Genomic DNA, 13,161 nt, shown 5'->3' with positions numbered 1-13,161 from the left:
GACGTCATTGCGTGAAGGGAACGCGTGTTTTGAGTACGCAACAACAGCGGCGCGCCCAGCACCGTCGCAAGCTGACGGGCCGGCGAGCGGCGATCGGCGGTGCTGCCGCGCTCGCCGTGACCGCGACCGCGGTCGTCGGCAGCGGCATGCTGGCGCCGGCGGGCGCCGCGACGTCCTGGCCCTCGGCCAAGGGCGACAAGCCGGTGACCCGGACGATCGAGGTCTCGGGCCTGTACGACGGCAAGATGCAGCGGTTCCAGGGCAGTGGTGACCTCGGCGGCGACGGCCAGGACGAGGGCCAGGACCCGATGTTCAAGCTGAAGGACGGTGCCGTCCTGAAGAACGTCGTCCTCGGTTCGCCGGCCGCGGACGGCGTGCACTGCTCGGGCAGTTGCACGCTGGAGAACGTGTGGTGGGAGGACGTCGGTGAGGACGCCGCCACCTTCAAGAGCACCTCGTCGTCCGCCACCTACAAGGTGATCGGCGGCGGTGCGAAGAAGGCGTCGGACAAGGTGTTCCAGTTCAACGGGGCCGGCACACTGACCGTGACCGGGTTCCAGGTCGCCGACTTCGGCAAACTGGTCCGCACCTGCGGCAACTGCGGCAAGCAGTACAAGCGCACCATCGTCATCAGCGACGTGGACATCACCGCACCCGGCAAGTCGGTCGTGGGCATCAACCAGAACTACGGTGACACCGCCACGCTCAGCAAGGTGCGCATCCACGGCGACACCAAGAAGAAGACCAAGATATGCACCCGCTTCCAGGGCAACAACACGGGCAAGGAGCCCAAGGAGCTCGGCAGCGGTCCGGACGGCACGTACTGCCGGTACAAGGCCTCCGACGTCACGTACAAGTGACCGCACGCCCGGGTGACGCGGCCGGCACAGCCGTCTGATCACCCACCCGGGAAGGTGTTCCGCGGAGTGGCGCTCCGCGGAACACCTCCCCCGTCATCCGAATGCCGTGCCGTGCCGAGTGTGCCCTGGCCGGACCCGCTGCCGCGGTCACTTCCGGTTCATCCCCGCGCCCAGGGCTTCGGGTCCGGTGCGACGGCATGGCTCAGCCCGACCCGTGACGCTTCCACGGGCCGCTCGACGACGGACGGGGAAAGTTCGAACCAGACCACCTTGCTGTGCCACTGCGCGGCCGTCCCCCACCGGCTGGCCAGGGAGTCGACCAGCAGCAGACCACGCCCGTCCTCGTCCAAGGGCCTCACCCACCTGGTCCTGGGCATCGACGGGCTGTCGTCCTCCACCTCGCAGCACGTGTGAGTGCAGCAGCCGCACGGTGACGGGCCCCTGCGCGTGCCGGACGGCGTTGGTGACGACCTCGCTGACCAGTCACCGGGCTCCGCCCCCCGGGTCCGCCGGCCCCAGGGCATGCGGCGGGGCCCGGTGCGCATCGCACCGGGCCCCGATCGTCACTCGCCCACGGCGTCTCGCCGTGCCCACCGCGTTCTCGCGGGCGACGCGGTCAACGCCTGAAGCCGTCCTTCGACTTCTCCTTGGTCTCCCGGGCGGTACCCCGGGCCTCCAGCGCTGCTCCCTTGGCGGCCGTGGTCTCGTTGCCCATCGCGTGGGCCGCCTTCCGTACGGCCTTGCCGACAGCCTGCTCGGTCTTGGCCTTGGCCTTCTCTCCGGCGCTCATGTCGGTCCTTTCGTAGACGCTCGACGATTCGCCTGCCCCTGACCGCGGCACGGAAACCGGGGATTTCGTCCGGAGGCGGGACCGGCACGCAACAGGGCCGGCGGGACGGGGCCGTCAGGAGAGAGTCGTCAGGACCGGGGTGCTTGAGAGGATCGTCAGGCCGGGGTTCCGAGGCTTCGGCGCGGCGGGGGCCGCCGGAAGCGCCCCCACCGCGCTGCGGCCGGCCTCAGATGCCCATGGACGCCATTTCGATGGGGGACCGGTAGTTCGCCGCGGCGGTCACCACGCAGGCACGGTAGGTCCGGTTCTCCTTGACGACGAGGAAGTACTCCTTGACCTGCTTCCAGTACTGGCGCAGATATCCGGGCCCCGGGAAGAACGCCGGTGGACGCGGCACCAGCGCGAACGCCTTCGAGCATTCGAGGATCTCGCCCGTGGCGGTGGAGAGGATCGCCTCGACCTCGGCGTTCATGTTCCACCCGGCCGCCAGCTGCGGTGTCCAGATCGAGCCGGCCACCTCACGCAGTCGCTCCTGCTCCTCCGGCGTCGGGTCGCTCTGCGCGACCGCCGTGGCGCGCACGGCCGAAGCCGTCTCGTTGGCCTGCGCCGTGCCGCTCGCCGCGGTGACCGCGAGGATCCCGGCGGCGGTGGTCAGCGCGGCGCCGGTCAGCAGACGCGATCTTCGGGCTGCCTTCATGGTTGCCCCTCCCTCGGACGTTCCCGGCATCCGCCGGGCCGCCCCGGCACTCGCCGGGGACCGGGCCGACGCTCGCACCCCGCCTCCTACCGGTCAACGGCGTCCCGACGGCCAGCGGCCGGAAACCGTTGGCGGAGCCGCCAGTTCCGTACAGGGGGGACGTCCGGTCGCGCGATGCCCGGGGCCCGCGCGTCCGGACCAGCTGCGGCCGGGGACGGACGGGATGCGCGAACGCCCTGGTCGTTGCCGCCCGCGCCGGCCGGAACCCGATCGCCGTGGTGGTGCGTCGTACCGGGCACGCCGCACTCACGACGGGGGCGGATCGGGTTCGAAGCGGATGGGTGGCGCTCGGTGGAACGGACGGACAGTGGTGTGTCATCGGTCGACGGCCCGTCGGCGTCGGAGCGGAACGGGACAGGCCGACGACCGCTGCGTCGCGGCGGCCGGTCGTCGTGGGGCCGGGACCCCGAAGGAGCCCGGCCACCCCGGGCGCCCGGGATCGTGCTCGCGTCGCTCGCCGTGGCGACCGCCGGACTCCTGGCCTTCCACTCCGCGGTCCCCAACACCGTGGGCCGCCTGGGAAGCCTGGTGGAGACGTTCCTGCCCTGGCTCGGCGTCGCCGTTCCGGTGTTGCTCGGGCTCGCACTGCTGCGCCGGTCGGCCCTGGCGCTGGTGGCCCTGCTGCTTCCCACCGCCGTCTGGACGGCTCTCTTCGTCGTACCGCTGTCGGCCGAGGAGCCCGGCCGGCCTCACCTCAAGGCGCTCCAGCACAACGTCAGCGACGAGAACGCCGACCCCGAGGGCACCGCGGGCGCCCTGGTCGCGGCCGCCCCCGATCTGGTCGCCCTGGAAGAGCTCACGCCCCCGGCGCTGCCCGTCTACGAGGCGACGCTCGGGGCACACTGTCCGTACCACGCGGTGGTCGGCACCGTCGGCCTCTGGTCGAGGTACCCCCTGGCGGACGTCCGGCCCGTGGACATCAGGCCGAGCGGGATCGCGGAGGGCTGGAACCGCGGGCTGCGAGCCAGTGTGCGCACGCCACACGGCGACGTCGCCGTGTACGTCGCCCATCTTCCCTCGGTGAGGATCCGGGCGACCGGCCTGGCTTCCGGCCGACGGGACGAGAGCGCCCGGCTGCTGGGCGCGGCCCTGGCGGCCGAGAAACTGGACAAGGTGATCCTGCTGGGTGACCTCAACAGCACGGTGGACGACCGCGGGCTGGCCCCGGTCACCTCGCGGATGGACACGACGGCCCGCGGCTTCCCGTTCAGCTGGCCCGCGGCCTTCCCTGTCTCCCGGATCGACCACATCATGACCCGTGCGGCGACCGTCACCGGTGTGCGGACTCTCCCCGCCACCGGCAGCGACCACCTGCCCGTCACCGCCGGCATCAGGCTCGGCTCCTGACCGGAGCGAGCTCCTGGGGGACCTCGCCGGCCTCCGGAACGTATGACAGGCTGCGTTGCATGTCAGGAGATCCGTACGACGGTCACAACCCCCTCCTCGTGATCCTGTTGGCGCTGGCCGGTATCGTCGTCACGCCCTGGCTCACCCTCCGCGCGGTGGTGCTGCTGTCGCGTGGCGCCGCCGCACGGGCCGTGCACACCGCCGTCAGGGGTGCGGTCGCCCTGGTGTGGGCGGGAGCGGTGGGCATGTACGGCTGGGGCGTACTGCACCTCGTCCTCCTGGACGAAAGCAATCAGGCCCTCGCGTGCCGCGAGGTGTTGGGGCCGGAGAGGTCCCCGCTTCTGGACCGGTACGAACCCTCCTTCGTCCCCCTGCGCTTCGGATGCCACGTCAGGGGTGGCCAGACGTACGAGGCCGCTGTGCCCGGCTACGTCAACCCCGTGGCGGGGGCCCTGGGAGTGGCCGCCGTCGCGCTGACGTTCGCCGTACGGTTTCCACGCCGGGTCACCGCATCGCACGCGGACAGTGGGGCCGCCTCCCCCCACTGACCACGACCGTCCGGGTCGCCGCGCGGGTGGCCGTCGTGGGGCGGCGCCGGGCTCGGGGCGTGTGCCTGGTGTCGAGCCGTGAGGACCGTGTCGGCAGGACGCCGCCGTGGATGCCGGCGAGCGGCCGGCACGACTGACGCCGAGCCGGATGGGCCGCCCCGGAATATCCGCTGGTGCCAGCGGAGTTGGAAGCGAGACATCCACCCGCCTCCCCGGGCGGTGCGGCCGCGACGACTTCCCCGTATCCCGCGTCCCGCGCCCGCACGGGGTCCGAAACCGGAGCAGACATGACCACCGATACGACCACCGACACGACCCGTGGCACGGACGGCTCGTTCCTCTTCGTCCTCGGCAGTTCGCGCAGCGACGGCAACACCGAGATCCTCGCGAGAGCCGCCGCCGAGCAGCTCCCCGCCGGCACCCGGCAGCGTTGGGTGGACCTGGCCCGGCTGCCGTTGCCGGACTTCCAGGACGGGCGTCACGAGACCCACTGGCCGGCCGGTGAGAACGAGGTGGCTCTGCGCGAGGCCACGCTGGAGGCCACCGACATAGTCCTCGTCTCCCCCCTGTACTGGTACACCCTCTCCGCGAGCACCAAGCGCTACCTCGACTACTGGTCGGGCTGGCTGTCCGCGCCCGGCTCGGACTTCAAGGAGCGGATGGCGGGACGGACGCTGTGGGGGGTGACCGTCATGGCGGACCGCGACGAGGTGGTCGCCGACGGGCTGGTGACCACGCTCAACCACTCGGCGGCCTACCTGCGGATGCGGTTCGGCGGTGTGCTGTTCGGCAACGGTTCCCGGCCGGGGCAGGTGCGCAACGACGAGCGCGCGATGATCCGTGCCAAGACGTTCTTCCGGGGCGAGACCCCCCTCGCGCGGTTCCCGTATGAGGAGGAGGACGCCGAGGGATAGTCCGGGCGCCCGGAACCGGGCCCCGCGCGCCCGGACCCGATGCCCGGCCGACCACGTGCAGTCACCGGGGTTGCCGTGCCCCCTGACGGCCGAGGTGCGGCTGTGACCCGCGCGGACCGTGACGCCCGTGGCGGCATGAGGACGGCCGGGCGCCACGTCGCGAGGACGGCCGGGCGGAACCTCCTCCGCGCCGGCTCGGCGCGGGACCGCGGCGTCGGGCCCGACGCCGTTCAGTGCTGGACCACGGCCTTCGCCGCGACGATGGCCAGTCCGAGAAGGAGGTTGACGGCGCCGTTGACCACGATCAGACGGCGAGGGGCGCCGGCCCGGACGACGGCAGCGGTGGCCCACGCCACCTGATCGGTGATGGCGACGGCAAGGCCCAGCCACGCGGTGTCGCCCGGGGTGAGCCCCACGAAGGGGCTCAGGGCCACGGCCGCCGCCGGCGGGAGCGCCGCGCCGGCGATGGGCCACTCCCTCCGTGCCGCGCGACGGATCACCCCCCACGACGGGGCACGGTGCGCCAGTCGGTTGCCGACGAGGTCGGCGTAGACGTGCGTGATCCAGAAGATCAGGCCCGTGGTGATCAGCATGACGACGAGCTGGAGACGGGGGAAGGGGCCCAGAGTCCCCGCCGTGGCGATGACCGAGGCTGCGAGAAGCGACCCGTAGACCGCTCCGGTGTAGTTCCGTCCGGATGCCTCCGCCGGTCCGTGGCCGCGACGTCTCATCCGCTGAGGATGCCGCGCCGCTCCCGGCCCGCGTCGTCACCGCGCCCGCCCGGGCCGCCCGTGTCGCCCGGTTGCCCGGCCGGAGCGGCGTCCGGACCGGACGATCGGTGGCGGTTCGGTCCCGATCGGTCGCGGTGGTATCGCCCGACGCCGCTCCCGCCCGGTTCAAGGCGCCGTCAGGACGTCCGCGCACCTGCCTCGGCCGTGTCACCGGTCCGGCACTCCGGGTGGCCCCAGCCCTTGTCCAGCTTGGTGATGGTCGCCCCGGCGGCGTACGGCGAGCCGCAGGAACAGCGCCCGGCGAACTTGGCCTTGATCGTGGGACCGGAACCACCGGACCGGGTCGAGGCGCCGGAGCCGGTGGCCGACGGCCGACGGCGGGCGGGGCCGGACGCGGCGCGCGCCGGGCTGCTGCGGGCGGGGTCGGGTACGGGCAGCTCGTGCTGTCCCAGCGCCGTTCCGGCGGGCTGCTGGCTGACGGCGGCTTCGCTCGCGGCCTGGTCCGCGATGGCGTTCAGCGGGTCGCCGTCCGTCCGGTGCGCGGGAACGTGGACGAAGTCGACGTCCCGGTCGGCCAGCAGGAGGTCGATCTGCTGGATGAGCTCGCGGTTGGCGACGGGTTTGCCGCCCGCCGTCTTCCACCCGTTCCGCTTCCAGCCGGGCAGCCACTGCGTGACGGCCTTCATCGCGTACTGCGAATCCATGCGGACTTCCAGACCCGCGCCCGGAGGAAGGGTCTCCAGCAGTTTGAGCAGCGCGGTCAGTTCGCCCACGTTGTTGGTGGACCTGCCCAGCGCTCCCGACTCCCAGCGCTGCGGCTTCCCCTGGGCGTCGGCGATGACCCAGGCCCATCCGGCGGGGCCGGGGTTCCCCTTGGCCGCCCCGTCACATGCGGCGATGATGCGTTCAGACATCCCTCGATCATGCCAGCTCGCCGACGGCCCGCGTGCCGGAGCCGGGCATGGCCAGGCCCGCCCGTACGGCGAGGGAACGGCGCGGCATCTCCGCATCCGGAATCCGTTTCCTTGATCGCTCATACCGCTGCGGCGATCAACGGCATTCCCGCACGCCGCACAGGTGTTCGCCTTTATGGAATTCCGCTGCCGACCCGAAAACCCCGGAGGGCTCCTGGCCGAAAATATGACGGTCTCTTCATTCGGTGTGGGCGGTGCGGCTCCGGCGGTGGCGTAAACAGGCCAACGTCGGCATCCCTCGCTCCCGACGACGGAAAGTTCCTGACCAGCGATGACGGCATTCCAAGATCGGATTATCCGTGCGTCAGCTGCGGATATACGACAGGCGTTGTTCACGACGGGTGTTGAGTAATGGCCGCCCCCGTGATTAATCTGCTTTGGCACCGTGAACGGACCAACCTATGCGCCATCTAGATCACGGGAGACCAGTAGTGTCCATTGTTCTTGACACCACAAGCGAGGTCCTGGAGCTCAGCGTCGAGGAGATCGAACCGGTCCAGGCGAACGTCAAATACGCCCAGCTGAGCGTGGAGGAGACGTTGCCGGTCCAGGCGAACGTCAAGTACGCGCAGCTCAGCGTCGAAGAGACGGAGCCCGTCCAGGCGAACGTCAAATACGCCCAGCTGAGCGTGGAGGAGGCGTTGCCGGTCCAGGCGAACGTCAAGTACGCGCAGCTCAGCGTCGAAGACACGGAGCCCGTCCAGGCCAACGTCAAGTACGCGCAGCTCTGAGCATTCGCTGAACTGCGCGCGCAGAGGGGCGGCAAGGTCCACTTGTCGTCCCTCCTCCTCTGCGCGGGACGCCACCCCCGCGCCACACCGGTCCGGGTATTCCAGGAAGAGATGAAGGGGGCAGGGACCGTGCGGAAGGTCGAACTCTTCAGTCCCGAGTTCGCGAGCGACATCTGGGGGAAGCGGGCCGCGGAACTCTCCCCCGCGGGAGTGCGCTTCGCCGAGGAGGATCTGCGTACCGCGCTCGTGGAGTACCGGGACAACGGCGCGAAACTGCGGGCTCTGAACAAGGACTCCGAGGCGGTCACCGCCATCGACGGCGTCCGGACCGGAACCCCCGTCCACGCGTTCCATCTGGATCCCGCGGACGACACCCTCGACGACTACGCGCAGCGGGTGGACAAATACGTGGAGGGACGCGAGTGGAGCATCGCGTACTTCGGACTGTACGCCGCCGGAAGCGCGATGTGGGACGCGGCCAAGAGTTTCTCCGACGCCCTCGCCCGCGCCCTCGGGCACCGTCCGGGCGGCCGGGTCGACATCGACTGCTTCATCGGCCGCTACTCCTCCACGCACACCGGTGTCCATGTCGACCACGCCCACAACTTCGCCTCCACCCTGCGGGACGGCAAGACGATGTACGCCTGGCCGGGGGACCGCCAGGACCTGCTCGGTCTCAAGTCCCCCCACTACGACCGCCACAAGGACGAGGGCGTCGCGCTGCGGAACGCCGCCGACCGCATCGCCTACTTCCCCCAGGACCACCTCCATGTCGCCGAGACCAAGGACGAGGTCTCGGTCAATGTGAACGTCACCTTCTGGGAACGGGGTGATGACACCCGATCGCACGCCGACTGGATCCGATCCGTCCTCCGGCAGCCCGCCCGGACCTCGCACGACGTGCGCCGCCCCGGAGCGGCCGCGCCGACGAGCGACAACAGGCTCCTCCTCCAGACGCTGCGCGCGCTGGGCACGGACGGGAGCCTGGAGCGCAGGATGGCCGTCGCCCAACTGATCATGGACACCAGCGGACGGCTGAACGTGCCGCGCCCCGTCCAGGAGAAGCCGGCCGTTGCGGAGCTGGTGACGCTCACCCCGGTGACGACCCTCCAGTGGTACGTGATGGACGGCCTGGAGGAGATGCTCGTCGCCGCCAACGGCCACTGCGCGAGCTTCCCCTACCGCAAGGACGTGGAAGGCTTCCTCGAAACGCTGTCCAGCGGTGCGCCGGCCGACCTCTCCTGGCTCGCGGAACCGGGGCAGCGCGAGAAGCGGCCGGACTTCTCCCGCACCGTGGTGGCCCTCGCCCGATGGGGGGCTCTTTGAGCGCCGGGACCCCGCATCCGGGAAGGCGCGGGCTCACCGGGGCGCTCGCGTGCGCCGCGCTCTTCCTGGGGAGCTTCGGTGACGAGGCGGCGCAGGTCACCTTCGCCCTCGGCCTGACGGAGCGGTCCTCACCCGCCGCGATATCGGTGCTGCTCGCGAGCGGACTCGTCGGGGCGGTGGCGGCCGGCCCGTGCGCCCCCACCCTCCTGTCGCTGATGCGCGGCAGGACGCTGATCACCGTGATCTTCCTGACCGAGGGCGTCGCCATCGCCGCCGCCGGTCTGTCCGCCACGTTCGCGAGCTATGTGCTGACCGCCTTCGTCCTCGGGTTCCTCGGCTCGCTGCTGTGGTCGGCGGTGATGGTGCTCCTGCCCGCGCTGGGCGAGCGGGAGAAGGACCTCTCGCGGATCAACCGCGCCGTTCAGACCGTGCGCAATCTCGGCTACGTCGTCGGGCCGGCGCTCGGAGGCATCCTGTACGCGGGCGCCTCGGGGCCCTCGGCCCTCTGGTACATCGGCGGACTGATGCTGCTGGCAGCCCTCAGCGGCGGCACGGCCCTGCGGCGGCTGACGGCCGGCCGTGACGGCGGTCCGGGCACGGCGCGGAGGTCCGGTGGGGGCGGGTTCACGAACCTGTCCCTGACGGGGCTGCTGCGCCTGCCCGGAATGGCCCGGGCCGTCGCCCCGCTCGTGGTGACGGTCCTGACGACCTCGATGCTGAACGTCCTGCTCATCCTCTTCGTCCGTGAAGAGCTGGGATACGGCGCGGAGCAGTACGGGTTCATCATCGCCACCCTGAGCGTGGGTCTCGTCCTGGGACCGCTCCTGCTGGCCGGGTGGTTCGAGCGGTTCGGCGAACCGGCCGGAGCGGCGCTGGCCGCCACCGCCATCGGCGGTGCGCTCGTCGCCATGGGCGCGGGAGCCCGCTTCTGGTGGCTGGCGGGCGCGGCACTCGTCGCGGGACTGGCCAACGGAGTGCAGAACACCTTGATGTCCACCTACGTCATGAAGGTCGTCCCGGCGGACAAGCGCGAACAGTACATGCCGGCGTATGTGCTGATCCTTCAGAGTTGTGTGCTCACCGGCTTCCTGGCGGCCGGTCTGTTCCAGGTCCAGCAGAGCGCGACGGTGCTGTTCACGGCGGGATGCGTGGCCGGTGCCGCCGGCGTCACGGGTGCGGTCATGAACCGGGGCGTCCGCGCGTCGTCACCTGTCGAGAGAGATGAGGAAGCGCATGTCACAAGGGACTAGCCGATTCGAACGCGCCTCGGTCGCCCTCGAAGAGGTGGACCTGCAACCGCCCCTCGACAAGATCGTCACATCAGGTCTGGCCCGGCTGAGGGTGAGCCAGTACTACTTCGACGAGCCGCTCTTCGACGAGTACGAGGCCACCACCGTCCGCGCGACCTGGGACTTCCCGGCCGCCGAGCAGATCGTCGGGGACGGCGACAGCGTCCTGGACCTCGGCTGCGGGGACGGTCGCCTGCTGCTCCACCTCGCCGAGAGGTTCGAGCTCGCGGACAGCGTCGGGGTGGACATCTCCGAGATCGCCATCGACCGGTTCCGCGCGCACATCCCGCCGACAGCCAAGGACAGGCTGCACGCCCGGGTGGGTGACATCTTCGATCTCCCCGCGGACCTCACCGAGCGCCGGTTCGACGTGGTCGCCTTCGGGGACGCCACCGTCAACTTCGTCCTGGAGGACGAGCGCCTCGTCGAACTGCTCCGGACCGCGCACGACCGGCTCCGGGACGAGTCCGGCCGGGTGCTCATCGCGGTGTTCGCCGACGGCACGCCCGAGCAACTCGCCTTCATGGACGGCAGGACGACCGTCGTCCCGTTCCGGACCTCCGACGGCAGGGCTTCGCTGATCTGGTGGGCCTACAAGTTCGACACCGAACGCCTGGTGCTCCACCGTTCGACCTTCGTGCAGTCGGGGTGGTCGCAGGAGGGGGACATCGAAGGCGTCGTCTGCGATCTGCGGGACCGGCTCTGGACGCCGAGCAGCATCTCGCCGCTCGCCGCGAGCGTCGGCCTGGAGGTCGAGACGGTGATCGGATCCGAGGTCCAGGACGGCGCCGCGGTCGGAATGGGCACCGCCGTGATGGTGCTCAGGCGGGCGCGATGAAGGCCGATCCCCTGCCACCCCGCTTCTGCCAGAACACCGGCGGCTACCTCTGGCAGATCGCCGACTACCTGGGCGAGGACCGGTCGCGGTCCACCGACACCGCCGGAGCCGTACTCGCCCGTCCCCGCCGGCCCGAACCGGCCGACCGGCGTGTCTGGCCGGCCAGCCTGCCCCCGGACCTCCTTGTCCACCGGGCCGGCGACACCGTGGGCCACAGGCCCGCCGCGGCGGTCCTCGCCTCCGCGGACCACCCCCGGGCGGTCCTCGTCAACCGTCGGGCGGGCTCCTTCGCCGAGCTGCCGGTCGCCCTGGCCGACGCGTTCGACAAGGGCGTACGTGTCGGAGACCTGGACCGCGTCGAGGTGTCCGGCGTGACGGCCGAGGCGCCGGACCTGGTGGTGGCACTGCTGAGGCACGGACTGCTCGCCTCCCGGCCCGTCGCCGGCCTCCGCGGCCCGGACAGCGGCACGGCCTACCGCAGCGAGCCCACCGCGTGGCTGGACGGCCGCTCCGGCCGGACCTTCGTGGTGAACAGACTCACCGGAAGGGCCCTGCGGATCAGCGAGGGCGGAGTCTCCCTGCTGGAGGACTGCAGGCTGCGCCCGGTGGTGCCCGAGGGAGTGGACGCCGCCGTTCTCGACACCTTGACCGCTGCCGGGATCCTGCGCCCGGTCGCGGGAACGGAGCGGGAACGGTGACCCCGATCCGCCCCGGCATGGGCACCGAGAACGCCGGCCACCTCCTGGCGGCCCTCGTGCTGGCCCTGCGGCCCGAGCTGGTCGTCGAGATCGGCGCCGGCGACAGCACCCTCGCGCTGGCCCGCGCCGTGCAGCAGGCCGAGCGGGACTTCGCCGCGGACGCCGCGCTGGTCGCCTCCGGCAAGTGGAGCGAACGCGGGGCCCTGCTCTATCCGCCGGCCCTGGCGTCCGGCTACAAACCACGGCTGGTGACGGTCGACGACTTCTCCGGCGAGGGCTCCTCGGCGGAACTCGCCTGGAAGGAGCTGCGCGCGGGGGTGGGTGACACCTCGTTCGTGTCCTTCGTGGAGGCCGACTTCTTCCGGCTGACCGACGAACAGCTCGACTCGTGGGGGGAGATCGACCTGCTGTGGGTGGACGCCGGCACCCCCACCGAGGACGTGCGCTTCCTCGCCCGGCTCTGGCCACGCCTTCGACCCGGCGGCGTCCTGTGCCTGCACGAGCCGATGATGACCACGACCGTCGACACCCCCGAGGGCAACACCGTCCGCACGGTGCGCTCGCCCGTCTGGGAGGAGATCGGCGCGCGCTTCGACGGATCGTACGAGTTCCTGACCGTCCCCGAGCGGCACAAGTACCGCCAGACCGGCATCGGGATCGTACGCAAGCGTCCCCCCGCCGAGCGCGTCCACCGGCCGGCCGCCTTCCAGCAGGAGATGACCGAACTGGGAGAGGCACCCATCCGCTTCGAGACCACCGGCATCGGAGGCGCGCACCTGGACCGCGACAGGGCGGCGCGGTCCCTTCTGGCCGTCATGGGAGATCCCGCGACCCGCGCCGTCTACGCGCACATCTGTGCGGGCGCGACGGCTCAGGCCCAGCTGGCCGAACGCCTCGGTCGCCCACCCCGCGACATCGGCCGCGCCGTGAACCGCCTGGTGGCGGCCGGCCTGGTCCTCGCCGACGCCGACGGCCTGCGGGAGAACCCGAGGGCCTGGGAGGCCGCTCAGGACACCGGAGGCAGGCGCTACCGGTTCCTCACCGACCGCGAGCTGGAACAACCCGGGCATCTGAGGTCGATCGCGCGGCAGTTCAGGAGCGGGGTGGAGTACGAGGAGCCCTATGTGTCCGAGGTCTGCCGGGGCTTCACCGAGGACTTCGCCCGCCTGCGCCGCCGACTGGTGGACGAGGGACTCCTGCTGCGGGTCGGCGGCCGTTACCGGCGCGCCGAGTAGCCGGGCCGGCGCGGCGCGGTGTGCTTCCTCCGGGGCGGCGGGCACCGGACGCGACCCGGCAGGCGGGACACCGCGGCGCGCCTGCGCCGACGAGCGGCCCGGACGCGCCGGGAGCGCCGTCCC

At 71.4% G+C, this 13,161-nt stretch carries 14 protein-coding genes and 1 pseudogene; 10 read left to right on the top strand and 5 right to left on the bottom strand.

The annotated features are described in order from the left end of the window. Positions 1-29: 29 nt before the first annotated feature. The gene (locus tag PUR26_RS03425; RefSeq protein WP_329869054.1) at positions 30-860 is read left to right on the top strand and encodes a pectate lyase; all 831 of its coding nucleotides are present in this window, start codon (positions 30-32) and stop codon (positions 858-860) included. A 251-nt stretch (positions 861-1,111) separates the two neighbouring features. Here the strand turns inward: PUR26_RS03425 and PUR26_RS03420 are convergent. From PUR26_RS03420 to PUR26_RS03410, 3 genes and pseudogenes are all read right to left on the bottom strand, one after another. After that, positions 1,112-1,343: pseudogene (locus tag PUR26_RS03420) on the bottom strand (ATP-binding protein); the annotation flags it as partial. 133 nt (positions 1,344-1,476) lie between these two features. Beyond that, the gene (locus PUR26_RS03415; RefSeq protein WP_329869053.1) at positions 1,477-1,650 is read right to left on the bottom strand and encodes a hypothetical protein; all 174 of its coding nucleotides are present in this window, start codon (positions 1,648-1,650) and stop codon (positions 1,477-1,479) included. Between the two features lie 226 nt (positions 1,651-1,876). Further along, positions 1,877-2,347, bottom strand: a complete 471-nt coding sequence (locus PUR26_RS03410) for a hypothetical protein (protein ID WP_329869050.1) — start codon at positions 2,345-2,347, stop codon at positions 1,877-1,879. 429 nt (positions 2,348-2,776) lie between these two features. Between PUR26_RS03410 and PUR26_RS03405 the strand changes: the two genes are divergently transcribed. The 3 genes from PUR26_RS03405 (at position 2,777) to PUR26_RS03395 (ending at position 5,216) form a co-directional block, all read left to right on the top strand. After that, positions 2,777-3,754: an endonuclease/exonuclease/phosphatase family protein gene (locus tag PUR26_RS03405; RefSeq protein WP_443076960.1), complete on the top strand. Its 978-nt coding sequence runs from the start codon at positions 2,777-2,779 to the stop codon at positions 3,752-3,754. Between the two features lie 59 nt (positions 3,755-3,813). Further along, on the top strand, positions 3,814-4,302 hold the full coding sequence (locus tag PUR26_RS03400; protein ID WP_329869048.1) for a hypothetical protein: 489 nt from the start codon (positions 3,814-3,816) through the stop codon (positions 4,300-4,302). 287 nt (positions 4,303-4,589) lie between these two features. Next, complete coding sequence (locus tag PUR26_RS03395) at positions 4,590-5,216, top strand: flavodoxin family protein (protein ID WP_329869047.1); 627 nt, start codon at positions 4,590-4,592, stop codon at positions 5,214-5,216. Positions 5,217-5,446: 230 nt separating this feature from the next. On the opposite strand, the gene PUR26_RS03390 is transcribed toward PUR26_RS03395, so the two are convergent. Continuing rightward, positions 5,447-5,947 (bottom strand): hypothetical protein, encoded by a 501-nt coding sequence (locus PUR26_RS03390; RefSeq protein WP_329869045.1) that lies wholly within the window; start codon positions 5,945-5,947, stop codon positions 5,447-5,449. Positions 5,948-6,123: 176 nt separating this feature from the next. Then, positions 6,124-6,861 carry a ribonuclease H family protein gene (locus PUR26_RS03385; protein WP_329869043.1) on the bottom strand — a complete coding sequence of 246 codons (738 nt, stop codon included), beginning with the start codon at positions 6,859-6,861 and terminating at the stop codon, positions 6,124-6,126. A 491-nt stretch (positions 6,862-7,352) separates the two neighbouring features. Here PUR26_RS03385 and PUR26_RS03380 point away from each other — a divergent pair, with 491 nt between their 5' ends. The 6 genes from PUR26_RS03380 to PUR26_RS03355 all read left to right on the top strand — a co-directional run bounded on the left by PUR26_RS03380 (position 7,353) and on the right by PUR26_RS03355 (position 13,038). After that, complete coding sequence (locus PUR26_RS03380) at positions 7,353-7,652, top strand: hypothetical protein (protein ID WP_329869041.1); 300 nt, start codon at positions 7,353-7,355, stop codon at positions 7,650-7,652. Between the two features lie 129 nt (positions 7,653-7,781). Then, positions 7,782-8,978: a hypothetical protein gene (locus tag PUR26_RS03375; RefSeq protein ID WP_329869039.1), complete on the top strand. Its 1,197-nt coding sequence runs from the start codon at positions 7,782-7,784 to the stop codon at positions 8,976-8,978. Further along, complete coding sequence (locus PUR26_RS03370) at positions 8,975-10,228, top strand: MFS transporter (RefSeq protein ID WP_329869037.1); 1,254 nt, start codon at positions 8,975-8,977, stop codon at positions 10,226-10,228. The genes PUR26_RS03375 and PUR26_RS03370 overlap by 4 nt, the downstream gene beginning before the upstream one ends. Next, entirely contained in the window at positions 10,212-11,105 is an 894-nt protein-coding gene (locus tag PUR26_RS03365; RefSeq protein WP_329869035.1) for a class I SAM-dependent methyltransferase, read from the top strand. Before PUR26_RS03370 ends, PUR26_RS03365 begins: the two co-directional genes overlap by 17 nt. Then, positions 11,102-11,803, top strand: a complete 702-nt coding sequence (locus PUR26_RS03360) for a hypothetical protein (protein ID WP_329869033.1) — start codon at positions 11,102-11,104, stop codon at positions 11,801-11,803. Before PUR26_RS03365 ends, PUR26_RS03360 begins: the two co-directional genes overlap by 4 nt. Further along, the gene (locus tag PUR26_RS03355; RefSeq protein ID WP_329869031.1) at positions 11,800-13,038 is read left to right on the top strand and encodes a DUF2087 domain-containing protein; all 1,239 of its coding nucleotides are present in this window, start codon (positions 11,800-11,802) and stop codon (positions 13,036-13,038) included. The genes PUR26_RS03360 and PUR26_RS03355 overlap by 4 nt, the downstream gene beginning before the upstream one ends. Positions 13,039-13,161: the final 123 nt, after the last annotated feature.

Origin of the sequence: Streptomyces sp. SP18CS02 (assembly GCF_036322365.1) — a bacterium.
Lineage (GTDB): Bacteria > Actinomycetota > Actinomycetes > Streptomycetales > Streptomycetaceae > Streptomyces.
The sequence above is the reverse complement of the archived record's forward strand: the minus strand, read 5'-3'. Positions and strand labels throughout refer to the sequence as shown.

Coding starts and splice junctions, on each gene's coding strand:
- PUR26_RS03415 (WP_329869053.1), bottom strand. CDS start 1,650: ATGAGCGCCGGAGAGAAGGCCAAGGCCAAGACCGAGCAGGCTGTCGGC.
- PUR26_RS03410 (WP_329869050.1), bottom strand. CDS start 2,347: ATGAAGGCAGCCCGAAGATCGCGTCTGCTGACCGGCGCCGCGCTGACC.
- PUR26_RS03400 (WP_329869048.1), top strand. CDS start 3,814: ATGTCAGGAGATCCGTACGACGGTCACAACCCCCTCCTCGTGATCCTG.
- PUR26_RS03395 (WP_329869047.1), top strand. CDS start 4,590: ATGACCACCGATACGACCACCGACACGACCCGTGGCACGGACGGCTCG.
- PUR26_RS03390 (WP_329869045.1), bottom strand. CDS start 5,947: ATGAGACGTCGCGGCCACGGACCGGCGGAGGCATCCGGACGGAACTAC.
- PUR26_RS03385 (WP_329869043.1), bottom strand. CDS start 6,861: ATGTCTGAACGCATCATCGCCGCATGTGACGGGGCGGCCAAGGGGAAC.
- PUR26_RS03365 (WP_329869035.1), top strand. CDS start 10,212: ATGTCACAAGGGACTAGCCGATTCGAACGCGCCTCGGTCGCCCTCGAA.
- PUR26_RS03360 (WP_329869033.1), top strand. CDS start 11,102: ATGAAGGCCGATCCCCTGCCACCCCGCTTCTGCCAGAACACCGGCGGC.